This is a genomic window from Caldisphaera sp. (assembly GCF_046536515.1).
Lineage (GTDB): Archaea > Thermoproteota > Thermoprotei_A > Sulfolobales > Acidilobaceae > Caldisphaera.
Genome location: NZ_JAWDMQ010000007.1, coordinates 15,553 through 42,473, shown reverse-complemented (window position 1 = coordinate 42,473; position 26,921 = coordinate 15,553). Strand labels below are relative to the sequence as shown.

Annotated in this window: 29 protein-coding genes, 1 tRNA gene and 1 pseudogene; 16 read left to right on the top strand and 15 right to left on the bottom strand. The window is 30.6% G+C overall.

The genetic code is table 11. The annotated features are described in order from the left end of the window. Nucleotides 1–77: 77 nt before the first annotated feature. The 3 genes and pseudogenes from RXO53_RS02245 to RXO53_RS02235 all read right to left on the bottom strand — a co-directional run. Nucleotides 78–600 (bottom strand): annotated as a pseudogene (locus tag RXO53_RS02245) (IS200/IS605 family accessory protein TnpB-related protein); the annotation flags it as partial. 136 nt (nt 601–736) lie between these two features. Next, the gene (locus tag RXO53_RS02240) at nt 737–1,840 is read right to left on the bottom strand and encodes a hypothetical protein (RefSeq protein ID WP_410712646.1); all 1,104 of its coding nucleotides are present in this window, start codon (nt 1,838–1,840) and stop codon (nt 737–739) included. A gap of 9 nt (nt 1,841–1,849) precedes the next feature. After that, nucleotides 1,850–2,260, bottom strand: a complete 411-nt coding sequence (locus tag RXO53_RS02235; protein ID WP_410712645.1) for an NfeD family protein — start codon at nt 2,258–2,260, stop codon at nt 1,850–1,852. A gap of 69 nt (nt 2,261–2,329) precedes the next feature. Here RXO53_RS02235 and RXO53_RS02230 point away from each other — a divergent pair, with 69 nt between their 5' ends. Next, nucleotides 2,330–3,613, top strand: a complete 1,284-nt coding sequence (locus tag RXO53_RS02230) for an NfeD family protein (RefSeq protein WP_410712644.1) — start codon at nt 2,330–2,332, stop codon at nt 3,611–3,613. An 87-nt stretch (nt 3,614–3,700) separates the two neighbouring features. Next, nucleotides 3,701–4,546 carry an SPFH domain-containing protein gene (locus RXO53_RS02225; RefSeq protein WP_410712643.1) on the top strand — a complete coding sequence of 282 codons (846 nt, stop codon included), beginning with the start codon at nt 3,701–3,703 and terminating at the stop codon, nt 4,544–4,546. A 423-nt stretch (nt 4,547–4,969) separates the two neighbouring features. On the opposite strand, the gene RXO53_RS02220 is transcribed toward RXO53_RS02225, so the two are convergent. Both RXO53_RS02220 and RXO53_RS02215 read right to left on the bottom strand, forming a co-directional pair. Continuing rightward, a tRNA-Leu gene (locus RXO53_RS02220) sits at nt 4,970–5,055 on the bottom strand. A 345-nt stretch (nt 5,056–5,400) separates the two neighbouring features. Further along, complete coding sequence (locus RXO53_RS02215; protein ID WP_410712642.1) at nt 5,401–6,111, bottom strand: CdvA-like protein; 711 nt, start codon at nt 6,109–6,111, stop codon at nt 5,401–5,403. Nucleotides 6,112–6,225: 114 nt separating this feature from the next. On the opposite strand from RXO53_RS02215, the gene RXO53_RS02210 reads away from it, so the two are divergent. Together RXO53_RS02210 and RXO53_RS02205 are read left to right on the top strand one after the other, a co-directional pair. Then, nucleotides 6,226–6,903, top strand: a complete 678-nt coding sequence (locus tag RXO53_RS02210; RefSeq protein ID WP_410712641.1) for a Snf7 family protein — start codon at nt 6,226–6,228, stop codon at nt 6,901–6,903. Nucleotides 6,904–7,001: 98 nt separating this feature from the next. Continuing rightward, nucleotides 7,002–7,751 (top strand): helix-turn-helix domain-containing protein, encoded by a 750-nt coding sequence (locus tag RXO53_RS02205; RefSeq protein WP_410712640.1) that lies wholly within the window; start codon nt 7,002–7,004, stop codon nt 7,749–7,751. 380 nt (nt 7,752–8,131) lie between these two features. Here RXO53_RS02205 and RXO53_RS02200 read toward each other — a convergent pair whose 3' ends face one another. After that, nucleotides 8,132–8,428, bottom strand: coding sequence for a hypothetical protein (locus RXO53_RS02200; protein ID WP_410712639.1), 297 nt, complete (start codon nt 8,426–8,428; stop codon nt 8,132–8,134). Nucleotides 8,429–8,583: 155 nt separating this feature from the next. Between RXO53_RS02200 and RXO53_RS02195 the strand changes: the two genes are divergently transcribed. After that, a complete protein-coding gene (locus RXO53_RS02195; RefSeq protein ID WP_410712638.1) occupies nt 8,584–8,907 on the top strand; it encodes a hypothetical protein in 324 nt (107 codons plus the stop codon). Between the two features lie 28 nt (nt 8,908–8,935). Here the strand turns inward: RXO53_RS02195 and RXO53_RS02190 are convergent, their stop codons facing one another. After that, nucleotides 8,936–10,207, bottom strand: a complete 1,272-nt coding sequence (locus RXO53_RS02190; protein ID WP_410712637.1) for an amidohydrolase family protein — start codon at nt 10,205–10,207, stop codon at nt 8,936–8,938. Nucleotides 10,208–10,395: 188 nt separating this feature from the next. On the opposite strand from RXO53_RS02190, the gene RXO53_RS02185 reads away from it, so the two are divergent. Continuing rightward, entirely contained in the window at nt 10,396–10,713 is a 318-nt protein-coding gene (locus RXO53_RS02185) for a hypothetical protein (protein WP_410712636.1), read from the top strand. 282 nt (nt 10,714–10,995) lie between these two features. Here RXO53_RS02185 and RXO53_RS02180 read toward each other — a convergent pair whose 3' ends face one another. Next, complete coding sequence (locus tag RXO53_RS02180) at nt 10,996–12,189, bottom strand: NRAMP family divalent metal transporter (RefSeq protein WP_410712635.1); 1,194 nt, start codon at nt 12,187–12,189, stop codon at nt 10,996–10,998. 170 nt (nt 12,190–12,359) lie between these two features. On the opposite strand from RXO53_RS02180, the gene tmk reads away from it, so the two are divergent. From tmk to RXO53_RS02160, 4 genes are all read left to right on the top strand, one after another. Then, a complete protein-coding gene (gene tmk / locus RXO53_RS02175; RefSeq protein WP_410712634.1) occupies nt 12,360–13,016 on the top strand; it encodes a dTMP kinase in 657 nt (218 codons plus the stop codon). 61 nt (nt 13,017–13,077) lie between these two features. Continuing rightward, nucleotides 13,078–13,374 (top strand): transcriptional regulator, encoded by a 297-nt coding sequence (locus RXO53_RS02170; RefSeq protein WP_410712633.1) that lies wholly within the window; start codon nt 13,078–13,080, stop codon nt 13,372–13,374. A 156-nt stretch (nt 13,375–13,530) separates the two neighbouring features. Further along, a complete protein-coding gene (locus tag RXO53_RS02165; protein ID WP_410712632.1) occupies nt 13,531–14,271 on the top strand; it encodes a hypothetical protein in 741 nt (246 codons plus the stop codon). Next, complete coding sequence (locus RXO53_RS02160; RefSeq protein ID WP_410712631.1) at nt 14,268–14,723, top strand: hypothetical protein; 456 nt, start codon at nt 14,268–14,270, stop codon at nt 14,721–14,723. Before RXO53_RS02165 ends, RXO53_RS02160 begins: the two co-directional genes overlap by 4 nt. A 165-nt stretch (nt 14,724–14,888) precedes the next feature. Here the strand turns inward: RXO53_RS02160 and RXO53_RS02155 are convergent, their stop codons facing one another. Next, the gene (locus RXO53_RS02155; protein WP_410712630.1) at nt 14,889–15,770 is read right to left on the bottom strand and encodes an NAD(P)-dependent oxidoreductase; all 882 of its coding nucleotides are present in this window, start codon (nt 15,768–15,770) and stop codon (nt 14,889–14,891) included. Nucleotides 15,771–15,856: 86 nt separating this feature from the next. Between RXO53_RS02155 and RXO53_RS02150 the strand changes: the two genes are divergently transcribed. The 4 genes from RXO53_RS02150 to RXO53_RS02135 all read left to right on the top strand — a co-directional run bounded on the left by RXO53_RS02150 (nt 15,857) and on the right by RXO53_RS02135 (nt 18,860). Further along, on the top strand, nt 15,857–16,945 hold the full coding sequence (locus tag RXO53_RS02150; protein WP_410712629.1) for an NMD3-related protein: 1,089 nt from the start codon (nt 15,857–15,859) through the stop codon (nt 16,943–16,945). Nucleotides 16,946–17,170: 225 nt separating this feature from the next. Then, nucleotides 17,171–17,503: a translation initiation factor IF-1A gene (locus tag RXO53_RS02145; protein ID WP_410712628.1), complete on the top strand. Its 333-nt coding sequence runs from the start codon at nt 17,171–17,173 to the stop codon at nt 17,501–17,503. Next, nucleotides 17,500–18,282 carry a serine protein kinase RIO gene (locus RXO53_RS02140; RefSeq protein ID WP_410712627.1) on the top strand — a complete coding sequence of 261 codons (783 nt, stop codon included), beginning with the start codon at nt 17,500–17,502 and terminating at the stop codon, nt 18,280–18,282. Before RXO53_RS02145 ends, RXO53_RS02140 begins: the two co-directional genes overlap by 4 nt. Further along, nucleotides 18,258–18,860, top strand: coding sequence for a KH domain-containing protein (locus RXO53_RS02135; RefSeq protein WP_410712626.1), 603 nt, complete (start codon nt 18,258–18,260; stop codon nt 18,858–18,860). The genes RXO53_RS02140 and RXO53_RS02135 overlap by 25 nt, the downstream gene beginning before the upstream one ends. 1 nt (nt 18,861) lies before the next feature. Here RXO53_RS02135 and RXO53_RS02130 read toward each other — a convergent pair whose 3' ends face one another. The 4 genes from RXO53_RS02130 to RXO53_RS02115 form a co-directional block, all read right to left on the bottom strand. Beyond that, nucleotides 18,862–19,512, bottom strand: coding sequence for an MBL fold metallo-hydrolase (locus RXO53_RS02130; protein WP_410712625.1), 651 nt, complete (start codon nt 19,510–19,512; stop codon nt 18,862–18,864). A gap of 413 nt (nt 19,513–19,925) precedes the next feature. Continuing rightward, nucleotides 19,926–20,543, bottom strand: a complete 618-nt coding sequence (gene udg / locus RXO53_RS02125) for a type-4 uracil-DNA glycosylase (RefSeq protein WP_410712647.1) — start codon at nt 20,541–20,543, stop codon at nt 19,926–19,928. 309 nt (nt 20,544–20,852) lie between these two features. Further along, on the bottom strand, nt 20,853–21,239 hold the full coding sequence (locus tag RXO53_RS02120; RefSeq protein WP_410712624.1) for a cupin domain-containing protein: 387 nt from the start codon (nt 21,237–21,239) through the stop codon (nt 20,853–20,855). Nucleotides 21,240–21,339: 100 nt separating this feature from the next. After that, nucleotides 21,340–23,259, bottom strand: coding sequence for a hypothetical protein (locus tag RXO53_RS02115; RefSeq protein ID WP_410712623.1), 1,920 nt, complete (start codon nt 23,257–23,259; stop codon nt 21,340–21,342). 60 nt (nt 23,260–23,319) lie between these two features. Here RXO53_RS02115 and RXO53_RS02110 point away from each other — a divergent pair, with 60 nt between their 5' ends. After that, nucleotides 23,320–23,835: a hypothetical protein gene (locus tag RXO53_RS02110; RefSeq protein ID WP_410712622.1), complete on the top strand. Its 516-nt coding sequence runs from the start codon at nt 23,320–23,322 to the stop codon at nt 23,833–23,835. Between the two features lie 110 nt (nt 23,836–23,945). Further along, nucleotides 23,946–24,317, top strand: a complete 372-nt coding sequence (locus RXO53_RS02105) for a helix-turn-helix domain-containing protein (protein ID WP_410712621.1) — start codon at nt 23,946–23,948, stop codon at nt 24,315–24,317. Nucleotides 24,318–24,331: 14 nt separating this feature from the next. Here the strand turns inward: RXO53_RS02105 and RXO53_RS02100 are convergent, their stop codons facing one another. Both RXO53_RS02100 and RXO53_RS02095 read right to left on the bottom strand, forming a co-directional pair. Continuing rightward, on the bottom strand, nt 24,332–25,363 hold the full coding sequence (locus RXO53_RS02100) for a type II glyceraldehyde-3-phosphate dehydrogenase (RefSeq protein ID WP_410712620.1): 1,032 nt from the start codon (nt 25,361–25,363) through the stop codon (nt 24,332–24,334). Nucleotide 25,364: 1 nt separating this feature from the next. After that, complete coding sequence (locus tag RXO53_RS02095; protein ID WP_410712619.1) at nt 25,365–26,606, bottom strand: phosphoglycerate kinase; 1,242 nt, start codon at nt 26,604–26,606, stop codon at nt 25,365–25,367. Between the last annotated feature and the right edge of the window lie 315 nt (nt 26,607–26,921).

Here is a 26,921-nt window from a genome sequence, read left to right as displayed (position 1 = left end):
AATTTGCCTTTCATTCTATAAGATTTAACAATAATTGTATAATAGTTTTACTTCATAGATGTTATTGGGTTCAGGTTTCATAAGGCTTGATAACGTTTGATATCAAGCTCTATGCCCTTGGACTTCATGGAGGTCATGGGGAAATACCCATTCATACCCCTCCGCCCCTTTAGCGGGATAACCCCAACCCACATCAGTGATATTCCACGGATGTGGGAAAACCTGCACATATTGAGGTAGATATTCAATGACGCATTTAGATGCCTATCTAAAGTGGAACCACACCTCTTACATTTAAGTCCTGTCAACCTTTCGGGAAACCCATCACATCTGGGCAAAACTTAGATATTAGGTAAGGGTTCACTTCTTTAACAAAAGAGCCATAAAGGGGGCCTTATATTTAAGCACGTGGTGAATACTCCTCCATACAGTCCTAGAGATCTTCTTAGACAACTTGTCGTTAACATCTTTAAACATTTTTTGCTTATTCAGTTTCTCAACAGCAAATGTAGACATGGGATACATATTTAATAACTTATTAACGAACTTGTTAATATAATCAAGCACACTATTCTTTTCACAATGTGAATACTTCTTTAGGTCTCATCAATTCTGATCCAAATTAAACAGTTAGTATTAAATCTTATAAACATTATGAAAGTTAAAACAGTTACAAAGGGCTTTTTGTGATAAAAATAAACCTATCCATAAATAACGAGGTTTGTTATTTACATTATCAATGAACTAACGATAAAGGAATTTGGTCCCTTGATGGTTTCACAATCAAAACTAAAAATACTATTGCCAATACAACAAATAGGAATGATAAATGATTATCTATAGGCCAAAGCAATGCAGCTATAATAATTAAAATATAAGGTAATAATGAATACCTTCTTGCTGATGTCCACCTTAATATAACAGGTAACATAAGTGGTGCATGAATAAATATATGGATTCCAACGAAACCAATTATAAGTATATGAATAAAATCAAGTATATTAATTACATTATAATATAATAGAAGTGAAGATAGTAGTAAAATTAATGAGTATAAGGCAGACATTTCTTGTCCATACAACATATACAACAATCCTGCCTTTGCGTAAACATTTGTTGTATTTTTTGCGAAAATATCATATTTTTTGTATTTATATATGTTTATTGATATATAGAAAATTAATACTGATATTGAAAATAGTATAACAGAAATCCTGAACATAAAAGGATAAATTATTGTTGATATGGTTTGTAATATAAGAAGTAGATATACTATAGGAATTTTTGGTTTGTCTTTAAATGTATTTGGAAATGCATGAATTGTTACTGCATATATTAAAGAAATCGCATATGTAAATATAAAGCCGATAGCTAATTGAAATATGTTTTCAGATAAATTTAAAAATAAAAATATTGAAGACAAAATACCAGTGTAACCTATAATTAATATGGATAACCTAATATCTCCTTTGGATCTGGTTGATGTTAACAAATTAACTATTCCAAAGTAAAGTAAAGATATTAGCAAAAATATTATTTTTCCTGTAATAACTGTAGTTATACCAAAAATTAAAGTAAATATAGTTGATGAAATTTGTAATATCAACATCGTGATAGAAAATTTATCACTTGCCTTTAAAGATGATGAAGAATATGACTGCGCAACGCCAGAAACAAATATAGGCAGAAAACCAAACAAAATCATTTTAGCATGTATTAAGCCAAACCCTCTTGTAACTAAATACAGAGCTATTATTAATAATATTAGGGAAATATATACCATAGCCATACTGGACTTATTCACAAACTTCATTAATTTGCTAAAATTTGTTTGCTTCATACTTATCCCCTATACATTACATTTTTCTTTAACTTTTACATAAATGCCATTTACTTCAGTTACAATAACTTCCGTATTTACTTTTAAAGTTGAGTCACTGTATGCAGACCATAATTGATTATTAATTTTAACTACCCCCGGTTTACCGGGTACGATTTCTTTTATTACAATTCCAGTTTTACCAATAATTGGTTTCGTTGTTGGATTCATTGGCAAAATAATTTCTTGAGATTTAACGAAAATTATGATTGCAACCATAATTAAGAGCAATATTGAAACAAATAAAGACAAGTTGCTATTATACTTTTGATATAAATATATAAAAATTGCTGAGAAAACTATTAACAAAACAACTAATAATATGCTTCCAATCCCCCACCTGATTCTTGAAAAAAATCCAACATTCTCTGTTCTCTTCATTCCTACCATCATATGTTATTTAATGTGATTTTATAGGTTTTAAATTTTATATAAATATAGGGTATAGATATGAAATTGACAAAAAGATATCTTGCAGTAATTACGTTTTTATTAGTAATGTTTTTATTACTTGCTAAAGGAAGCATTGTAAAAAGTAATTTGCAAAAACCAGTTATCATAGTAAACTTTAACGTACCAGTTGATATAGGTTCAAGTGATATGATGCAAAAAGCGTTAACTATTGCGCAGACCTATAATGCGTCTGCCATAGTTATAATAATGAATACACCGGGAGGATATTTAAACGACATGATTAATATTGTAAATATAATAGAAGAAGCAAATAAATCAGGTATTCCAACATATACTTATGTTCCTCCTGATAGCCTTGCAGCTTCAGCAGGTAGTTATATAGCAATGGCAACCAACCAAATTATTATGGGCCCTGGTTCTGAGATTGGTCCCTCAACACCTATAGTTGTAGGTGGTTCTCAATTGGAACAAAACCATACAGAGAGTGCTATGATAAGTTTTATGCAAAGTTTGGCCCAAAAATGGGGAAGAAACACAACTGCGGCAACAAATATGGTCCTATACGATATAGCATATACATCTACTCAAGCCTATCAATATCATCTTATTAATGGCATATCAGATTCATTTAGTTCTGCTTTGCAATCCTGGAATTTAACTAATAAACCCCAAATAAATATAAGTGAGGATATTTACGAACAATTCTTAAGTGCTATAAGTAATTCAACCGTAGACGGAATCTTAATAACATTAGGCTTTTTAGCTATATTATTAGATCTATATCATCCAACAATATTTTTGAGTGTAATAGGAATAATAGCTATTATAGCAGGCCTTATAGGAGCTGAAGTTATAAGCGCTTCTTTGCTTGGAATTACATTAATCATTATTGGTGCAGCGATCATGCTAATTGAGTTAAAACTTGGACATGGATTTGCATTAATGGCAGGAATGATAATTTCTGCTTTAGGAATATATTTTATGGCAGAAGGTATACCTTACATTTCCACGGGTGTTCCAAATGGTTACGCATCTCAATTAGAAATAACAGGTGTAGGAGCGATAGGAATTGTAGCAGGTTTATATATTAGATGGGTAGCTGGACCTTTAAGAAAAAAGGAAAAATTAGCAGGACCTGAATCGTTAATAGGAAAGAAAGGTGTTGTTGTTTCTTCATTAAATCCAGAAGGCGAAGTAAGAGTAGAAGGAATTATATGGAAAGCTATGTGTGAATCTTGCAAAGCAGACCAAGGAGAATTGGTTGAAGTAATAAGAATTGAAGGACTTAAATTAATAGTAAAGAAAATTGAAAATAAATGAACTTTTTCCCGAAAAACATTTTAAGGTGAAAATTTATTCAAATAAGCTTTTAACTCTTCACATATGAAGATAATTAGGGCGTAAAATTTGGTAAATTTAGGTTTATTAGCTATAGAAATTTTTATAATTTTGATAGTATTGATTATATTGCTAAGCGGCATAAAAGTTGTTAAAGAATGGGAAAGAATACCGGTCTTAGTTCTGGGCAGGTTCAGAGGGCTTAAAGGACCAGGAATCGTTTATGTAATACCATTCATCTCTCAAATACCTTTTAGAATATCAACAAGATTACAGGCACTAGCATTCAGAACTGAACAATCATTAACCAAGGATAATGTTCCTGTGGTAGTTGATGCGGTAATGTACTATCAGCCTGTAGATCTACAAAAAGTAGTATTATCTGTAGAAAACTATAATGTTGCAACACAATTAGCAGCCGAAACAACTCTAAGAGAGGTTATTGGACAAACAGTTTTAGATGAAGTATTAGCAGAAAGAGATAAGGTTGCAGCTTTAGCGAGAAACATAATAGATAGTAAGACTGAGGCATGGGGTGTAAAGGTAACTGCTGTTGAAATAAGAAACGTTGAAATTCCACATGATTTAGTTGAAGCAATGTCAAGACAAGCCCAGGCTGAAAGGGAAAGAAGAGCTAGAGTTACATTGGCTGAAGCAGAATTCCAAGCAGCACAAAAAATGGTTGAAGCTGCTAACTTATACAAAGATCATGATGAGGCATTTATGCTAAGATGGATGAACATGATCTACGAACTTGGAATGGAAGGTAAAAATACATTAATGCTTATTCCAGTTAACCTTCCAGCAGCAGGTCCGATTTCTGGATCTCCACTAGGAGTTTTCGGAATTCAAAAAATGGAGGAATTAATGCAAAGTCAACCAAAACAAGCGGAAAGTGAACAAAAGAAAACATAAATAAATTTTTTAATGGTTTATTTGATGCCTTAGCCTTAATAAGTCGTTTTAATATAAAGGTACCATTGTTAGTTTCAAAAACATGAGGTTCAATACTTATTGTCAAATATTGTGAACTTCCATTTCTTACATCTAATCCTCTAATTATTGTAACTTTAAATGCATTGTTAGATAACATTGCAGGTACATTAAACTTGTTTGCAAGCGTTATTGTAACTGAGTCTACAACTAATTTAATTTCAGTATAATTATCTATAGGAAGATTAGCTAATCTAACTTCATCCATGCACTAAAGTGTTCCATTTAGAATGGTTCATAGGTTCCCCTCATCTATTCGGGTTTACATTTGTAATATTGGATGCAATTGGGTGGGGCCAGAACTCCAAACCTTCATGACTGAACGCCGATAGCATAATATAAAAATGCGGGGGGTGGGATTTGAACCCACGCAGGCCTACGCCAACGGGTCTTGAGCCCGTCCCCTTTAGACCAAGCTCGGGCACCCCCGCGCATTTTTTAAATATATATTCTAGGGGAATAAATTTTCTTTAGGGAGTATTTTAGAATAATAAGTATACACAATATATTAAAATATTTGAACAAGAGACAGATATCGTGATCACATTCATTTTTACAAATGAAAGCCTCGCCTTAAAGGGCGAGGAGGAGGTCAGCGTTCTTTATACTTCTTAAGAAATATTTGCAATAATAATTTAATAGAAAAGAGCTAATATATAAATTGAAGCCTTCTAATACCATACTCGTAAAGCAAAATAAAATACATTTCGGATGAAATTATTAATATTATTATTAATATTATTTGATAAAAACTATGTTGAAATCTAATATTTAAATCAACCTTGTATTTTCACTACCAAGGATCCTTGATTTGATTGAGGTATCTGTGGTATTTTGTTTTCTTCTTCTTTTGCTTTAACTACCTCTTTATTTTCATTAAATGCTAATTGAATTGTTTTGTCTAATTTCTCTAAATATTCTTTTGCATTTCTTTTTTCTTCACTTATAGATTCCTTTAATTTTCTCAAATGATTCATACTTTGTGTATAGCCTTTTTCACCTACTTCACCACTGAAATAGGAAATTTCTATGCTTGCTATGGCTTTAGCTACCTTGAGTTCTTCATCTTCTATTTCTCCAACCCTACCATTTATGATCTTTTTGACTTCATCAGCTTTAATTCTAAGAGCCTTTATGTCTTCCTCTAATCTCCTTTTCATAGGTTCTACTACACTGCTGGGTAATTCGTTTTGCCCACTTACTGTATCTAAGGCTTTTCTTCTTTTGTATGCTCTGTCCAAGTTTTCTATTATTCTGCTAGCCTCAAACTTCCAGTTTGGTGTAACTATTATTTTACCTTCCTGTACTTTTAATCTTTCCCCTTCTATTGTTTCAAGGTATCTGTCTGCAACTTTAATTGTAAGACTTTCAACTCTTCCATCAACTGAGCTTTGTATACTTATTACTGTCCCTAAAACCCTTCCATATTCATCGTGTATTTCATCGCCAGTATATCTGGAAACCTCATCAATTTTTAAAATCGTCACTGTAGACACCAATCTTTAATTAACGTGTAGAATATATAACGTGAAACCCCCACTCACTAGGTTCTTCTCCTTATTAATATAAAAGTGGAAGTATAGAGTATTGGTGAGCAATTAATGAGCAGCTTAGATGAATGGAATAAGAGATGGTATGAGCAAAAGAAGGAGACTATTGGTCAAAAAGTAAAGGAGTTTGTAAGACCACCTCCCCCATTAAAGGGGCAAATAATAAGTGCTACATATAAAATAGCTACTCAAATAAACAAATTAGATTACAACTTAAGCAAGCTAGAAGCATATGATAAACAACTATTTGAAAAAACCGTAAATGCATTGGTAGAGGGAGACAAAAGCAAGGCTGGAATGTATGCAAATGAAGTAGCTGAAGTAAGAAAGATGGCCAAAGTATTAATGACTGTCAGATTTGCTTTAGAAAGAGTAAAGTTGAGATTAGACACAACGCTAATATTTGGTGACGTTAATGCAGATTTAGCACCAGCTATAATTGCTTTAAAGAGCGTAGCAGGGTATCTAAAGGGAATGATGCCTGATGTGTTTACAGAATTAATGGGAGTGGATGAAGAACTACAGATGGCTTTAATGCAATACAGCTCTGGTAGCGTTCCAATGTTGGAGAACGAATTCGTAACAGAAGAGGCACAGAAGATATTAAAAGATGCAAGCTTAGTAGCAGAACAGAAGATGAAACAAGAATTCCCAGAAATTCCATCAGCAGAGAGCATACCAACTTCAACTAATAGCCTCAACAGCGCAACTGCCGGTTCAGGCAAATAACCAATTTTAATTTTTTTATTTTAAATTTTTTAAAAGTTTATCTTTTCTATAAGAATTAAATATACTGGAATATATAGAAGGGCGAGGATTGGCTTCATTTGTCAGATAATACAAAAGAAGAAATTATTGAAAAAATAAGAAAAAGTTTGGATTTGACACTTTATGAAGCAAAATTGTATTTAGCATTATTAGAAGGCGCGAAAGATCCCAAGGAGGCCAGCGCAAAAAGCGGAGTTCCTTTACCAAGAATTTATGATGTAATAAAAGTACTTGAAGCAAAAGGTATGGCAGTTTCTGATCCAAAAGGTTGGTATAGAGCTGTTCATCCCAGGGCTGTTGCTGTATCTGCGATAGCTCGTTTGGAGGAAGAGTCAAAGAAAAAAATCAAAGAAATTTTAAACATTGCTGATAACCTTGAAAACGTAACTATATCTGAAAACGTAAATGAAATACTGATGGTAAAAGGTTACTACAATCTCTTGTCCGTATTAGCTGAAAGGGCCAAAGATACTGATATATTGTACATTACAACAAGCAGAATTTTAAGTAACTGGGAAGAAAATTTAAAGCCTTTAATAAAGTCAATAATGATGTTTATCAATGATATAAGAATATTTGTTGAAGAATTTAATGAATTTAATAAAGGATTAAGAGATGAAGGAAAAGACCTTGGAATATCTTTCAAAATCTATAAACCTATATTATACGATCTGATATCATCAAAAAAATCTTATATTATTGTATTAAAAAGTCCAGAAGGATTAATTAGCATTGTACAACAAGAGGAGCTAGAAGCAAGAGAAGTTTTTGACAAATTAAATAATTTATGGAGATTAAACGGTATTTAACTTAATGGGGTTTAAGGGGATGAAAGTCTTCATATGTAAGGAAGCAATGAATAGCTTCCTTACGAAATGTTCTTATACAATAACTATCTATAGTTTATTAGACCTCTAACTAATAGAGCTAGTTATACCATCATAAGTAGTGAAACTTAAGCTGTGGACAGCGAAATTTCGTAACCTATCTTCCAGATTACAAAACAGTTCTTTTGAGAGAACCTGTGCTTTAAGGGGATCATATATTTCTAAGAAGTAAGAATTCCTCATCTTGAATGGGAATGACCCTTCAGTAATAACATAATAGTTCACTAGATAAACAGAATCCTAAATAAAAATTAGATATCAGTTTTAATTTGTATTTCACAATAATTAAATCAAATTTTAAATTATGAAAATATTTTTGCAAATTCCTCAACAGTCATAAGCTCTTTGTATATTATATTATTCTTATCCTTTAATTCAATTGAAACTTTTCCTTTTTCTGTCGTAATGTAAATGTACAAGTGATCTGGTTTCTTTAACGATTCTGCAACAATTCCTTTCTTATACAAATATTTTTTTAATAGATCCCATGCATTCTTATCTACATATACTTCCAAATCATTTTTTTGATTCATAAGATTTAGCAAGTTAGTATTTATATTTTGCACGTTCTCAATATTTCTTTGACTTATTAATTCCATTTTCATTCCCAATTTTAATTAAATTAATTTCTTACTATTAAAGACTGAAACTCTTGGTATTACCCATTTTTAGTATTTTAGATTATTAAGCATTAAATAACAAAACAACATATATATTTAAATTTTAATTTAAGAATATAATTATGGTGCCAGCATTGACATGCTATATTGATTTAGAAAATGTAAATGATATAGATGAGCTATCCGATGAATTAAATGATCTGGCAGAAGATATAAGCACAATACAGGACTATTTAGATGAGCATATAGGAGACTTTTTAGAAAAGTTTTCAGAAAACTTAAGTTCAGAAGGGATGGAATTGATTTGTAATAATTCAAAGGAAGGAATTGTAGATTGTAAATATAAATTCGAGAGCGATTTAATTGATGCAGAAGCTATATTTTCTATAGAAATAGACGTATCAGATGGCAAAATAAAAGACTATGATATAAATAAGATAAGAATATATGCAAAATAAAATAATTAGTTTATCCTCTTAAAGCAAATTATTTATTATTAGGCTTCTTTACTAAATTGCCATCTTTAATTACATATTTTACATTATCAACATTAATTAAGGTATTTATATCATCAATTGGATTTCCATTAACTACTATCAAGTCTGCAAGGGCTCCTTTTCTCATTAACCCAACTTTTCCTTCAAGTCCAGCAGCTGATGATGCATTTACTGTAGCAGCTCTTATAGCTTCCAACGGAGACATACCTACTTTTTCTACAAACAACTTAAGTTCCATAGCATTCGTTCCCATTTTTCCTAATCCGCCATCAAAATCTGTCCCTGTTGCTATTTTTACTCCCATTTTATATGCTAACCTAGTTGCATTTAGATGTTGTTCATAAACTTCCTTGGATTTCTTTAATCCCCATTCTGGTACACCTAATTTTTCGCCATCATCTATTAATCTTTGCACAATTGAAAGAGTTGGCACAACTACAGCATTTCTCTTTTTAGCTTCTTCTGATGCTTCTTCATTTATATATATTGCATGTGCTATTACCTTAACGCCAGCTCTTAGAGAATTCAATATACCTTCGGTTCCTTGAGCATGTGCATGAACCCATCTATTAGCGGCCTGAGCTTCATCGACTATTGCTTTAAGTTCCTCATATGTAAATTGTCTATGTTCCGGTTTATCTCTTTGAGACAAAACACCTCCAGTTGCCATTACTTTTATGAAATCAGCCCCTTCTCTCATGGCATACCTCGTTGCTTTTCTACATTCATCTGTTCCATCACATATTAGTGACATAAATGGTGTTAACTTCTTAGAGGTTCTATAGTCAACATAATCCACTGGCATATAATGAGTATCTGCATGACCAAATGTCATACTCAACGGAAGACCTGATGCCACTACCCTTGGACCTACTATTGTATTTTCATTGACTGCATCTCTTAGATGCAAAGCTACTAAACTACCAGCATCTACTACCGTTGTAAAACCTGCATTTATTAATGCTTCTAAATCCTTAACAGCTCTGGCATAAAATACGCCTAGAGGAGTCACAAGACTTTCTTCAATTTTTCCGGACCTTTGCCCTGTAACATGCAAATGCGCATCTATTAATCCTGGCATAACTGTATAGCCTTTACAATCTATTGAATTAGAATCTTTTGAAACTTCTACAGACCCCTTGCTCCCAAAGTCTTTTATTATATTATTTTTTATAACCAATATACCATTATTGTTTACATAACCAGACTCAGGATCTAAAATCCTTACATTTTCTAACAATAATTCCCTTTCTTCTCCCAATTAGCATCACAATTTTATTGTTATCACTCCCACTTTTAAGTTTTTACTATATTTCCCAATATTTTAGTTATTAATTTATATATTTACAATTTTAGGTAGATATTAAATTATTATAAATTGCTCATCTATATGTTTTTAACTTTTCCTAAATATTAATATATTAGTTATATATGCAGCAGGTGGGGGAATTGGCTAATAGACGCAATGATACATCTTACATGCTGTTAATAGTAGAAGCTAGCAGATACTTAAGCCAGGCTGCAAATTATCTAAACACAATAATAAACAAAGATGAAACGGGCAACTTAGTAGTATTTAGAGCTTCTTTAAGAGGGCTCTCAAAACAAGTAAATGATCTTGGTAAATATGATTGTAACACTATTGAAATTCAAAAAGTAATAAATAGAGTAGAAAAGATTATTGATCAGATCCCCCCAATCCCTCAAGTAATGCAATATGCTGAATTAGCGAAAGAAAACCTTATTAGAGCTATGGCATACTGTTGATTTTTATAATTTTATAAAAACATTAACAAATTTTTAACCTAATTGGGGGTTAAGGGGGTAAAGTCTTCTTCGCAAGGTAGCGATGGATAGCTTCCTTGCAAAATGTTTTTATGGCTTCTTGCAAAATAATTATATATACTTTTGGCTGATCCACAGTTTTACCATGATTAATTTATCATAAAATTTAATAAATTTAATAAACAAATAAAATACAAATTCAAACTTAAAATTCAGCGAGAAGAATGCTAAAATCTTAGTAACCATGAAAGGTAATTATACTAGTTAAAACATAGAAATAAAACCAAGTAAACCCCCGATAACAATCAACGCCGAAAGCAGCCAATATAGTTTTAATCTAATACCCTTTAAGGGTTTTCCTTTCATTATCTTATCATCAGAAACTAATCTACCTAGATAGTATAGAGGAGGTGCAACAATTATCGTATAAATAACCATTAATTCCAACATTAAGTAGACAAGGTTTTTAGATACTAATACTAAAATCATAGCTGGTAATGATTCCAAAGAATAAATTAATATATACCATTTGTGTTTATTTATACCTAATGCTTCCAAGGCTCCCCACGCAGATGCCATAGATATTACAACTAAAGCTAGGAAACCTGATGCTATGAATCCTATTCCAAATATATATATTGCATTAGGATCAAAATTCTTCAACATATTTGCTAATATATTATAGCTTAAAACATCAAATTCCATAGAAGGGTCTAGCTTGCCCAGGTTATATCCTACTATAACAGTTATAACCATTAAAATTTCTGAAATAATTGCACCAACTAACGTTTCAAATCTTTCAGCCTTCATATTTTCTACCTTCAATTTTTTTCTTGAATCAGCTCCTGAATGAAAGAATAACATCCAAGGCATAATTACGGCTCCTATGCTAGCAGCAAATAGAAAATCAAATGATTTATTACCATAAGGCTGAATAGGATTTATGCCTTGTGATAAAAATTCTTTAAAATTAACTGGAAATATAAATGATAACCAAATTATGGTTGCAACTAATATGAAACTTACTGGAACTAATATAGCTTCTGCATGCCTATATTTTCTGCTGGTTGCAACTAAAATATGAAAAGCAAATGCTACTATTAATCCAATCTCTAATGGGATACCTAATAATTGTAATCCTAGACCAATACCTGCATATTCTACTACATATTCTAAAAAATCAGTAATTGACATTGGAATTGATGCAATTATTGCCTGTTTCTTGCCAAATTTTTTTCTAATAGCTTCTCCCAATCCCATTCCAGATACTGTTCCCAGAGTTCCAGCAGCGTCTTGTATAAAAAACAGGGGAATAGTTAGTAATAACATTATAAATATCATCCTATAGCCCCATGCTAGGCCCGATTGCAAACCCTCTACTATTGATGCCACATCTACATCTGCAATCATTACTATCCATGCTGGTCCAAATGTTTTTAATAATTCTTTGTATTCCATATATATCCTCTCATTTTTAATTATTAGTAGCTTTAAGTATTTTTAGGCGAACCTAAACTTTAAGGTTTTTTAGATTCCCCTAAATTTTATTAATGTTCCCACCTTATAAATTTTCCATTATACTCCAAGAAATAAAATAAGAATTTAATAGGAAGTACATAAAGTTTATATTGGGATCAATATTGAAAAAAGGTTTGCTAATAGCATTTGAAGGAATTGATGGTAGCGGCTTAACTACGCATTCCAAGATATTAAATGAAAAATTAAATATATTGGGTTATAAATCAATTTATACTAAAGAGCCAACAAACAATGAAATAGGATTATTAGTTCAAGATATTATAAATAGAAAAGACAGAAATATTGATAATAACATAATCGCTTTGTTGTTCGCCGCTGATAGATTATATCATTTAAAGTATGGGGATGGTTTAAATAATGGAATTTTAAGTTATATTTATGAAAACTATATAGTTATAACAGATAGATATAAATATTCAAATATGGCTTATCAAGGTGAGGATATAAACTGGATCAATAAAATTAACCAATTTACAATAAATGCTGATGCAATTGTTTTTCTTGATGTTCCTTTGGATATAGCTTTAGAGAGAATTTCAAAGAGATCGAAAATATCTGTATTTGAAAATAGATCATTTTTAGAATCAGTAAAGAATAGGTATAACCAAGTTCTAGAAATAGCAAAAAATGAAGGCACTAAGATAATTAAAATAAATGAAATGCAGGGAAACAAAGAAAAAAGTATTGAAGATGTCAGCAAAGCAATTCTAAAAGAAATTATCGATTTTATAAATGAAACTTATTAATTATTTGAAAGAAACGATAAATTTATATTTATTTAAACTTATCATGTATTGCGGTGAAAGGATGAATAAAGATAAAGCAACAGGAGTTTTATTAATGATAATTTCAATTGTAATAATTTTAGCTTACCTTATAATATTATGGTATCCTCCAATAGCTGCAAAGGCTAGCTTAATATTATTAAAATTGACTGGAAGCATAGCAGTTTTAGCTATTTTCGCTATAATTGGATGGATAGGATATACACTAGCTACAACACCGCCTCCAAAACCTATAGAAGAAATTGAAAAAGAATTAGAAAAAGAATTAAAGGAAATAACAAAAGAATCAAAGGAGGATAATCAAAAACAGACTTCATAAAAGAACTAGAAAAATATTAAACTAAATAATATACAAAAATTAAACATTAAAGCTTTTATTTTAAATTAATCAATTTATCAAGATTAATGTTATAAACTTTTCTTCTAGCAATAAACTTGAGGTGGTTACAAAACGAACAAAGGCTTAATAATTTTAGTGATTGTTTTAGCAATTATAGTTATAGGAGTAGGGTCATATATAGTTCTAAATAAAGAAAACGGGTCTAAATCAAGCGTAACAACAAATAGCCAAACTACTCAAACTACATCGACACAAACCACAAGCATCAATTTAATAAATGTTAAACCTTTACTGCCATACATTAATACATCATTAGTACCAAGCTACGGAACTAATTCATCAAAATACTATATTTTCATTGTTTATGATCCAGAGTGCCCTTATTGCGCTATAGAATTTAATAATACTCTACCCTATTTAAATTATTTAGCTGAAAATAACTATGCAAAATTAATTTTTATTGGTATGCCTATACACCAATATTCTTTAGAAATGATAGCTATGTTAGATCTCTTATATCAAAAGTATGGTTTTACGCAGTTCTATAATGTTTTGAATAAAGATTATGCTATATATTATTATAATATAATGCTATATGAAAGCAATAAAACATCTCAATTAGAAATGCCTACACCATATACATTATATTTGATATTCAATCAAAGTAATTTATCAATAAATTATAACAATATTAATAATACCATGAGAAATGCTTATGCAATAGCAAATCTAGCATATAACCAAGGTATAGATGCGACTCCAATATTAATTATATACAACACTCAAACTGAATCAACAGTTAACCAATTTATAGGCCTTTATCCAACACAAGAAATAGAAAGCTATTTAAATCAAACATTAGGTGTAAAAAGTTGAAAATATTTAATTTTAGCTTCCCGTTTGAAAAAATTTATCTATCATTATTAAGCAATGTTATATTTGATAAAAAATTTATTTCCAATTTATCAAAAAAATATCAAACTGAAACATTAATATTTTCTGTGCCTAATAATGTAGAGCCATGTTCCCTAGCTTTAATATACAGCTATGTAATGGAAGACTTCACATCTCTTCATCACAAAACCTCAAATATATCCTTAAGGGCTTTGACTTATTTAACAAGGTCTAAGCAATTATATGAAACTATTAATAAATCGGAAAACTATAAAAATTTAGCTATAATTTCAACAAACAAGGAAAATATAATAAATATTGCTAAAGAAATAAACTATAATATAGATAATATAATTGAAGAAAGCTATAGATGTAATGATTTAAATGAAATAAACCAAATAACTACCTTTAGATTAAATTCTTTTAAACTATAATAAATAAAATCTAATTAACATTAAAATATTAATAGAGACTACTTTATTATATAATTGGTGCCTATGATTAGTATGTGGCCGCTTCTGAACCAAATATGAAGAGGGGCCAAAGCGATGAGGCATCTCATAATTATTAATAGCGTTTCCTTATTAAAATCTAACATTTTAGGATTTAATGTTAGTCTCTTTATATTTCTTTAGGCCTATAAAATCATATATTCTTGTGTAATCCAGGTCTTTCATATTAAAGTTTTCTGCCTGCTTGAAAATTTGAGCTGCTATTCTTACTATAGGCAGAACTACACCTGCATCAAATCCAGCCCTACTTGCATATTCTAAGTCTTTAGCAGCTAAAGAAAGCCTAAAAGATGCTAAATTACTCTTAGACAATATTCTATCTAAATATTTATCTACAAATTGGCTAAAAACAGTATTTTTAGTTATTTCTTTTATTTTATCTGGATTAATCCCATAGGCGTCCGCTAAAGATAACGATTCGCTTAGCAGTTCTATTGATGATATTAACAAAGAATTATATACTAATTTGGCAATCGATGCCTTATAACTTTCATTTCCAATTTCTATAACACTACCTGCTGATGTTAAAATCCCCATAGAGTACCTAACACAATTTCTCTCCCCAGCAACAAGAAAAATTGCATTTCCTTCAATTAGATTTTGTGGGGGACCTATAATGGGAGCTTCAACATAACAAATACCAAGTTCTTTTAATTGCTTGTAAGCAACCATACTAGCATTAGGAGTTATGGTAGAAGAATTAATAAATAGCAAACCATCTGCCCTCCTCATTTGAGATATAACATCATAAAGAGCATTATCATCAGAAACTAATGAAATAGCAACATCTGCATTCTCCACAGCTTTCCAAGGAGAATCAAAAACCTCTGCATTTAACTTAGATGCGACTAATTTTGCTTTTTCAATGGTTCTATTCCATAGGAATAATGTAAATCCGGAATTAGAAAGCCTTTCCGCTATTGCGCTTCCCATATTTCCTATACCTAAAACTGCTATTCTTGTAGCCATTGCCTATTCCCAGATTTAATGTTGCAATGCAGAATAATTAACTTTAAATAAATTCTGCTTATAAATAATAAATAGGAAGATAAAAGATGCCTGAAAAAATATGCCCAGTTTGCGGGAGATCAAGCAATGAAGTGGAATTTATAGATAAGTTCTGCAAAGACTGTTTTGTTAAGCATAAAGGTCTTGCAACAATACCCGATAAAATAGAATTTACCTTTTGTAATATTTGTGGTTCTTATAAATACTTAGGTCAATGGACTTCTGGATTGGATACATTAGAAGAAACCCTAGATAGCTATTTAAAGATTTATATAACTGAGAAACTAAAGCCTATTGAACCTATTAAAGATGTATATGTTAAAAAAATTGAATTTATAGAAAAAAATCAAAGTCATATAAAGGCAAAGATAATTTTAGAGGCATCGTATAAAAATTTAAACCTATCGGAAGAGAAATTAGTTGATATTAAGTTAAACAACACCATATGTCCTACTTGCTCATCAATAAAGACATCAAGAGGATATAATGCGATTATCCAAATTAGAGGGTATCCCAATAAAATATCAGAATCGCTTTATAGTGAAATTAAAAAGCAGATAAACAAGATTGTAACATTATCAAGAGGAGAAATTATAAAGGTCGAGGAAATAAAAAAAGATGGCTTTGATTTATATATCAAAGATAATAAATATGCTAAAGCTCTAGCTACAAAATTTAAAGAAGAATATATTGGTAAGACAATTGAAACGTATAAACTTATAGGAGTTAACAAAGATGGTTCAAGAAAAAGTAGAATGTATATCTCTGTAAGGCTCCTTAACTTAAAGCCAAAAGACGTCTTTGTTTATGAAGGTCAACCATACATTTATATAGCAAAGGGATTAGATGGCATTTTAGTAGAGAATTTAAATTCTAGAGAAAAGAAAATTATCGATACAGAAAATCTGTGGAACAAAGGATTTAGGCTCTATGATGAAGAAACAAATTTAAGAATAGTAAAACTAATTGAAAAAAATAACGATATCTACGTGTTTTCTGATAAAGAGTCAAATTATAATAATATATATAGATATAAGGAGTCAAATATTGAAGGGTTTACAAATGATTTACAGAACGGACAAGAATATAGAGCATACCTTTCTAAAAGTTTTATTTACTTAATAAATAAGTTATAATGAATTAATATTGTAACAAGTTAATTTTAAGATCAACATGCAATTTATATATTGCATTTTATTTATTATATTAATTAAAATTATTTTACAAAATAAAAAACCTCCTTAGAATAAAGAGAAACTTATTCATAATAAACTTTAAAACACTATTTGTTTTAATAATCAACTAGAAAAATTAAAATAACCTATTCTATACTAAAATAAATTAGGAGGATGAGATTTAGTTTGGTAAAACAGAAAAACCGTGACAATGGATCTAAAGGCGAAATGCCGTTACCTAGCGATGAAGAAGGTACAATGATATGTGTTGTACAAAAGGTTATTGGTGCAGGATTCTTGGAGGTTATTTGCTCAGATGGCAATAAATATAAAGCTTGGATACCTGGAAAAATGAGAAGAAGAGTTTGGCTCCACGAAAGAGATACAATACTCTTTTTACCTTGGGGAACTTCTGATATGAAAGGAGAAGTAGTTCATAAGTATCAACAAAGTGAAGTAAAAGAATTGATGCAAAAAGGTCTTTTGCCAAAAGATCTATTAGGAGAGGAAGGTGGTTGAATAAAAATATAGATAAAAAAAGTAAAGTAGAGAAGAAAGTAAAGGATGAAGATATAATAAAAACTGTTGATGAAGTGATTGATTCTTTTACTAATTATCACCTTTATAAATTAACTAACAAGAGAATAATCAAAGAAATTAAGGGATCCTTCAGCTCAGGTAAGGAATCGAAGTTATTTTGGGGGAAAGGATTTAATAATGAAGATCTAGCGATAAAAATATTTTTGACTTCTGCAGCTGAATTTAGGAAAAGCATTAAAGAATACATTTACGGAGATCCAAGGTTTGAATCTATTCCAAACAAATTTAGATCGTTAATTTATTTGTGGGCAAAGAAGGAATTTAATAACTTAAAAAGAATGAAAAAATATGAAATTAATGTGCCAGAACCTAAAGGATTATCTGGAAATGTGTTAGTTATGGAATTCATAGGAGAAAGCGGATACAGAGCGCCCTTACTTAATGAAATATATAAAGAATTGGACAGCGAAACTTTATTAAAAATATATAATGAAGTAAAAGAAAATCTACAAAAGATGATATGCAATGCAAACTTAGTTCACGCTGATCTAAGCGAATATAACATTATGTATTGGAAATCAAAAGTTTACATTATAGATGTATCTCAATCTGTTGATTTAAACCATCCAAATGCAATTTCATTCCTTAAAAGAGATTTGAAAAATGTTTATTCTTTCTTCTCTAAGCTAATAGAAGTGGAGGAATATGAGGAACTAGAAAGAGGGATAATGTCTTGTCTAACAGAGAAGGAAGAGTAGAAAAATGGGTTAAAATATATGCTCAGTATCCATTCGATAATAAAGAACAATTTCTAAATGAATTTAATAAAATTAAAAACGATATAGAAACTAGGCTAAAAGTTAAACTTGATATAGATAAAAACAATTCACTAATAATAATAGAACCAATAAGTAATGAAACTTCACCTGCAGATATGATAAAAGCAAAAGATATTATACAAGCAATAGGCATAGGCTTCTCCAAAGAAGATATATTAGATCTTCTTGATGAAGATAGCGTTCTATTAGTTACTGATATAAAATCAAAAGTAGGTGATTCAGCAAATCATATCAAGAGAGTTATGGGTAGAATAATTGGCGAAGATGGTAGGGCCAAAAAAACAATTGAAGAAATAACTGGGACAATAATCCATGTAGGAAACAACATGGTAGGTATAATTGGTGATTATGATAGAGCAATTATAGCACAACATGGAATAGATCTATTAATCGAAGGCAAAATGCACAGTACTGTATATAAAAGGCTCGAATCAATGATGAGAGAAGTTAGGAAAAGAGACCTAACTAGTATTTGGCAAAAGAGAGATTTGAAATGATTTATTCATATTTTAAAATAAGTATTTCTACATCATCATGCAAAGCGTTTAAATTAATGTTAACTTCATTTGAATTTATTAGGATTTTTTTATAATTAATGCTATTTATAAATTTCTCTATAGAATCATAAGGCAGAGTAGATCCCTTAATCCAATAGTGCATAGGAAAAACTATCTTTGGCTTTAAATTCTCTATATATTCTATTGCTTCCAAATAATTTATTGTTGTAACCCCTCCAACAGGTATCATTAGTATATCAACAGGATAAAATATATCTTTTATCAGTTTATTAAATCTCACTCCTATATCAGATAGATTGACTATTTTTATATCATCAATTATTAATTTAAATGTTTTAACCATACCAAAAACTTTACCTTCATTTTTGTCATGGGCCATTTCATAGAATTCTAAATTAATGCTATCTATTTTCTTTTTACCTATAAAATTTTTTATTATTTCTTTAGTTTTATCGCCATATGATACTTCTACTGCATTATGGTCATAATGATTATGTGTTATTATTATATAATCCGCATTGACATAACATGGTTTTAAATTAAGGCTATAACCGTCGTGAGGATCTATAGCAATTTTGATATCATCTTTTTCTATTATAAAATATGAATTTCCACACCATTTTATTTTCATCTTTTTGCACCAGAGACCTCAATTGTAAGGATGGAAGTTAAGCATAAATACATTTCAAACATAAAACGCTTTGGGATATTCCTTAAAGCAAAATAAATACAGCTATAAACATAGCTATGCCTTAACAAGAGATATTGATTAGGGTATTTAAACAACTTGAAGGAAGAACGAATCTTTTCCGTGAATAAACTGAAACCATAAAGCCCTATCCGTAAAAGAGGGTAGTATACCTATTTCCTTTAACATATTATGCATCTATTAACATTATTATAATTCAAATTAAAAAACTAAATATAAATTTGCTCATATTAAAAATAAAGATAATTATTATATGTATTTTTGAATTTTAAATTTAGATTTATATAATTAGATTTAATGCAAAAATTAAAACAGATTGAAATTTATTAGAAAATTTATATAAAGTCTAAAAGATTTTTGCTTTTTCTTTGCAATGAAATTTTACTAATCTTTTCAAAATCTTCTTCTAGCTTACTTTTTATCTCAGGTCTATAAAGCGCAGCTGCTGGATGATATGTAGATATCATTTTAACTTTCATATTATTATATTCGAATTCCTTTATTGTTCCTCTTTCTTTTTCAATCCCTTCCCATCTTTGACCAAAAATTTCCGATAATGCTGCCCCTGAAGTCCTACCTAAGGTTACGATAATTTCGGGCCTAATCATTTCTATTTCTTCCTTTAAATATGGTATACATGCATCTATTTCTTCCTTTAAAGGAGTTCTATTATTAGGGGGTCTACATTTCACTACATTAGTTATATACACATCTTCTCTTTTTAAATTAATTTTATTTAGAAGATAATCGAGAAGCTTACCTGCAGATCCGACGAATGGTTTTCCTTGTATATCTTCATTTCTTCCTGGAGCTTCTCCAATAAACATTATTTTTGCCTTTATATTACCATAACCAATAACTGCATTTTTTCTACTTAGATATAATTTACATTTTGTACAATTTCTTATTGTGTCATATAGTTTATTGAATTTGATAGTTATATTATCCTCCATTATTCTGACCTCCTCCCCGCCCTGAAGGGCGAGGGTTTCCTGAGGTCTCAAGGGTTACACCCCTTTTACGGGTGCTACTCTGTTATCCCCCAAGCCGATATTGCGGGAGAAATCGGTTCCCGCTCCTCATGTTTTAAGAGTTGATCGGCCTGGAGTTATATTTTATTACACTTGTTAGTTGGGGTAGAGGCGTACCTCATGTTTCAGTGACGCATACCCCGTTAGCAGCTGTCTCAATTTTTAATAAGTTTTTAAACTTAAAAAACTTTATCCCGCCCTGAAGGGCGAGGTTTGTCGTTCGCTTTATCACTAGTATGGTAAAGGTTCATCTAACTCTTCAGCTGTAGGTTTAGATGGGATTATACATATGAATTTTAAATCTGATTCTGCCCAATATTCATGTTCTGCATTAGGCGGAATATAAATAAAATAGCCTTCGTTTACATCATAAACCTTTGAGCCTATTCTAATCTTACCTTTACCTTCTAAAATAAAAATTTCATGTTCCCAAGGATGAAAATGCGAATTTATATGACCTCCAGATTCTATTCTAAACAGTCTCATGAAAAAGTTATAGTTGTCATCTGCTAGTAGCCATCTTATAAAAGATTTTTGTGCTTGTTCTTTTGGTAATTCTTCTTCATTTACTTCATAAAATTTTTTAACGACTGGTTTTAATTCCAGCAATATATTCACCTATAATTTAATGTGCTTGAAAATATAAAAACATTAGCCAATACATATAAAATCTTCATTAATTTCATTTAAAGAAATAGATTTTATTTATATAAAAATATTAGGAATATAATTTTTTATAAGTCCTCGATACATATAGTATAGCTATAAATGCTCCTAAAGATATGCCTACAGCTAAGTAAATTATGTACATTCCATAGTTTATTGCATTATTTGAAGATACTATTGTAATGTAATTAACTGAGTTAGCATTATTAAATGATAGTTCACCTATGTACCATATAATTGAATCAACAACTGCTGTTTCCATTATACTTAGAGCACTTTCAGGATCACTATTCATTATTTGTTTGGCATAGTTCATATATGAATTATCTATAGAACTTTGTAGCCCTCTAGAGGCCAACTCAGAGCTGATTAAATTAAACTCACTTTGTAACTCAGTAGCATATTGATTTGTTACAAATGGGTAATTTGTTCCCGTTATTATAAATATTATGCTTAATGAGTTTTGCAAAGCGTCTTCATATACTCCAATAGCAGCTGTGTAATAACCTTTGCTAAGCAAGTTATTTGCACTTGATAATAGGTAGTTGAGATCGCTTTTCATAGCGCTAAGTATTTGGGCATCTGCGATATCTCCAATGGATGTATATTGAGCTACATAATAATCTATTAGGGAATTTGCATAATTTACTGCAGCTGTTGTATATGTAGATGCAGCACTTGCTGTTGATGATATTAAACCTTGAGAAATAAATGGAGGAGTTTTGTTTGATAGTATTGCCGCTTGAGCCCATGATAATGCGCTTTCTAATCTTGCCTGAGAATATGCCATATTTTGTGCTATTGTTATTAAAGATGAATTAGATATGCTAGATGAAATGCTTTGTGTGTATTGGGCACTATATATTGTATCTGCTATTCTACTAAATGCAGTTGCCATAAGTTCCTGCGAATATAATGTATTTAGATTAGAATTGTTAATTAATTTAGATTCAAGTTTGTTTGCATCATTTATAATAGATTGGGTTACATTATTGACAAAGGTAGATAAATAATTACTCCGACTTAAAGAGATATTATAGAGCCATATTGTATAATTGGCTGTTAATGCATAATAATAAGCCGTAAAAGCATAGCTAGCAGATGCATATGGATCTTTATTTATGGTTTCTTTTGCCAAGTTTATGTTATTCTTTGAGTAGTTTATTATTTGCTCTAAGTTTAAAATAAATAAAGTTTGATTGCTTAAGGTTGATATGGTTGAATTAACTTCTTTTAATATTTTATTAGTTTGATTAATAAATTGATTGGAAGAATTTTTCATAGCTAGTTCAAATTCTTCGTCCTTTGACACGTTTATTTCTATATTGTATGGTGAAGTCTTGTAAATTTCATTAGAAGCAAAAATAATTCCAGGAACTGGTAGGAATTTTTTGCAATTCGATACCCCACTGCTAGCTAGGTTACCTACTGGGAATGCTAGGGTTAGATTTTTTGAAGATGCGGCAGAACATTTTTGAGACAAGCCTCCTATAGGACCTGATAGCCCAGAGGGGGATACTGCTCCAGTTATTGCATAATCATGCAATATAGAAGTATTTATACCTGTTGCTAAACCATATGTTGCAAGCATTACACCGAAGCTACCACTTGGTCCTGATATAGAGCCTGAAGCGTTAATGAAAACTTTTAAGTTATAATTATTATAGTTTAAACCTGCATACAGCATTGCTACAATATATGCCATTTCCATACTATATTGAGTAGAACTTTGAACTTGTCCATTACTTTGAACTGTGACTTGCCCAGTCCCAGGATATGATAGTGTTACTGTAGTATTAATTACAGCCCCACTATTATTTCCTTCAACAGCTGGCAAATAAAGCCATGTAGATCTTGACCATTGTGTTTGCTGAGTCCCTTCTAATTGTTGGGCATTTATTATTGGGAATAGCAAGAACAATGATACAAGTATAAGTATTAGCAAAACTGACATCAAGTTTTTCCTTTTCAATTTTAAGCCCCTCCACTCACTAAATATGTGGAGAGGGTTTTAACTTGTGTGGTGAGGAACATGGGAGGTAAAAAGCAGAATAAGGTTAAGGAAGAACAAGTAGATCAGAAGGCTTCTACAGCAAAAGAGTTAAAAATAGTTGCAACACAAGTAATAACTAAAGACAAGGTAGTCCAAAATCAGAAGCTTATGTCTCTACTTTACCTGATATCACAACTTGGAATGGTTCACGAAAGGACCCTACAAATAGTTGTGTCTGAACTTAAAAATAAAGGAATAGATCTTGGCTACCAATTTAATCAATTAGGAAACGACCCATATAGCCCAACTTTAAAGAACGATATAATTGCTTTGTTATATACAGGTTTAGCTGAAGCAGAGCCAAGATATAGAAAAATTAGAGTTACAAGTGATGGAAAAGAAGTTTTAGAAAAGGCAGAAATACAAAAATCTTTCCAAGAATCATTGAATAAGGTCTTAAATGAAATAAAAAACAAAGCATCTCTAACAGATGCTGAAATAGACTTTGAATTAAGAAAAGCAAACAAGCTTTCAGGCAAGAAAGCTAGAAGTTAAACTTAATTGTTTTTAACATGGTATAGAGGTTTTTAAGGAATAAAGCTAATAAAATATCTTAACCTCTTATTACATTTAACTTAGTCATAATTAAATTGGTGCAAGATTTAATGATAAAATATGTCCATCTCCTGGGTAAAGAATCAAGGCAAAAAATAATAGAGATATTGGCTAATGAAAGAGGTGTAAGAGAACTAGCAAACGAATTAGGAGTTACTCCAGCTGCAGTGAGCAAGTATCTTTCGGGATTAACTCATCCTTCAGATATCGTTTTGGAAAAGGCAATTAGTATAGCTAATGATGATGAAATAGTAAGAATAGCTAAAATAGTATCAGATGAATTCATTGAAGGTCTATCAAACTTTATAGATTGGAGTTTAAATAAAGGCATTTTGGATCTTAAATTTTATAGAAGGTTAAACGATTTGACAGCGAAAGTTGGTCTTGTTACATTAGGTCAAAGAGATTTGACAACAGCATAAGAATAGTGTTAATTTTAGTAGAGTAACTTGTTTATCCCGAGTTTCTTATCGGTTTCTGATATAGAATCATATTTAGTAGAAATTTCAAGAGATGCCCTGATCGCATCAATATTTTCAGGAACTACAATAGATTCTTGATGTACAGCTTGGAAAAATTGAAGCTCATTTTCATCTATGCTTATTGAATCCATAAATACGACTAGTTCATTTACGTCTCCTCTTTCCTTTGTTAACCTTGCAGAGTCTATTATTTGAGCTGTGCTCTGTATATCAGACAACTTTGTGTCCAAAAGAATAATTCTTGGTGCTTGGAGGAATGCATTTATGATATCGTTCTTTTCTACCTTATCTTTAAATCTTATCGTAACATGATGCACATGCATTAATGTCGTAGGTACTACTACCGCAGCTGTCGATATATTTATCCAAGGTATAACAGATTTAACGTCTAAAGCATGATGGCTGGGTAAGTTTACAGGATTTAAAACAATTGAGTTAATAGGCCCTTTTTTAATTTCTTGAGGATCAGCCCCTCTTCTTATTAAGACAGCATTCACTTTCTCTATTTTTGAAACTTGATTTAAAGCGCATATACTTCTTAGCAGACCTGTAGTATTACATGATACCACTCTAATGCTTTTTTTACCATAAGCTTCTTCGTAATTACACAGTGAATTAAAGGATATATCTGCTATACTAGCTTCTTCTCCTCCTTGAAAAATTGAATTTATTCCATTGGTTTTGTATAGTTCTTTATAGGTTTCACCAACACCATCAGGTGTAGCATCAACTATTATATCTGATTCTTTAATCAAATCTTTTAAAGTTCCCTTAACTTCTATTCCATTTTTTCTAAAAGATTCCATATCTTTGTTTGATATTGTATAAACATCTATCCCAGACCTTATTGCATATAAAGCATTATAATCAGGTTTTTTCTTCACTATACCTGAGACTATCATATCATCTTGTTTATTAACTGCTATAGCTATCCTTTTTCCAATGGTACCAAAACCATTTATTGCTACCTTTACTTTGCTTTTCATTTTATATCCCTTTAAAGAATTTTTCATAAGATATTGTTAAAGCCTCGATTCCTGGCATTCTCTCTCCAGATAGGAAATATACAACAGCTCCACCGCCCGTGCTAATATATCCAATTTTCTTTCTAAGAAATGGCGATAAATCATCCAATATTGAAATAAAATGACCACCTCCAAATATTACATACGCATTGCTATTAAGGGATGCTTCAGCTATTTTTATTGTTCCTATTTTAAATCTTTCATCTTCAATAACTCCTGCAGGGCCTCTCATGACTATGGTTTTAGAATTCTTTAAAATATCACTATACTTGCTTATAGTTTCTGGCCCAATGTCCTTTGCAGATCCTTTTATTCCTTTAGCATTAACTATTTCTATTTCATTGTTGATTTCAGAAACAAAATCATCTGGAACGATTATATTTTCATAATTCAGCAAAGCTTTAGCTTCTGGAATTAGATGGCCGAACTTTTCATTTATTATTTTTTCAGCATTTCCTATATTAAATCCCTTAGCCTTTAAAATTAACAAAGAAACCAAACCTCCTGTTAATATGTAATCGGCCTTGTTTGATTTTACTATATGATCTATAATTTTAATGGCGTCATTAAGTTTTGCTCCTCCTATAAAAAATGTTCTAGGCCTTTCTCCATGAAGAGCCTTAGATAAACCTTTTATTTCATCTTCCATAACTCTTCCAGCTACTCCAGGAATAACTAATGGAAAACCTGCAATGCTAGCTTGACTTCTATGAGAACTTGCGAATGCGTCTCCTATATAGTAATTAAATAAAGGCGATAATTTTCTTACAAAATTTGTTTCTATTAGTTGCTCAAATGGCATCTCTATGTTTTCTTCAGATAAAAATCTTGTGTTTTCTAAAACCAAAACTTCCCCTACCTCTAAAGTTGCTATTCTTTTTCTCGCTTCGGGACCAGTTATATCGCTAATAAATTCAACGTTAAATCCTAACATTTTAGATAAAATTTCTGAATGTTTTCTTAATGATATGAAATCACTTTCACCTGGCCTACCTTGATGGCTCATGATTACTAGTTTAGAGCCTAATTCTACTAGCTCTTTTATAGTTTTAACATGAGATCTAATTCTGCTAGTATCCATTATTTCATTATTCTTTATGGGAGAGTTTATATCTATCCTAGCCAGCACTTTTTTGTTTGTAAGATCTACATCGTCTAACGTTGCTATATTCTTTCCATTATAAGAAATTGCCACTCCACTCACCCATATTAACCCTGTGAAATATTAAAAAACCGAAATATAAAAACCTTTTTCATATAAGATATTTTAGCTAATAATAATGTAAAAAATAGAATTTAATGTAAACTACCCTATTCTTAATAACTGGGCTTTGAAATTCAGTTTATTCATAAAAACATTCATTTCCCCTTCAAGTTGTTTATATTTTACCTACCAATACCTCTCGTTAATTCATAAGCTATGTTTATAATTGCATTTATTTTGCTTTAGGAAACATAACAAAGCGTTTTATGTTTACAAAGATATTTATGCTTAACTTCATATCCTTAGGACGGGGTC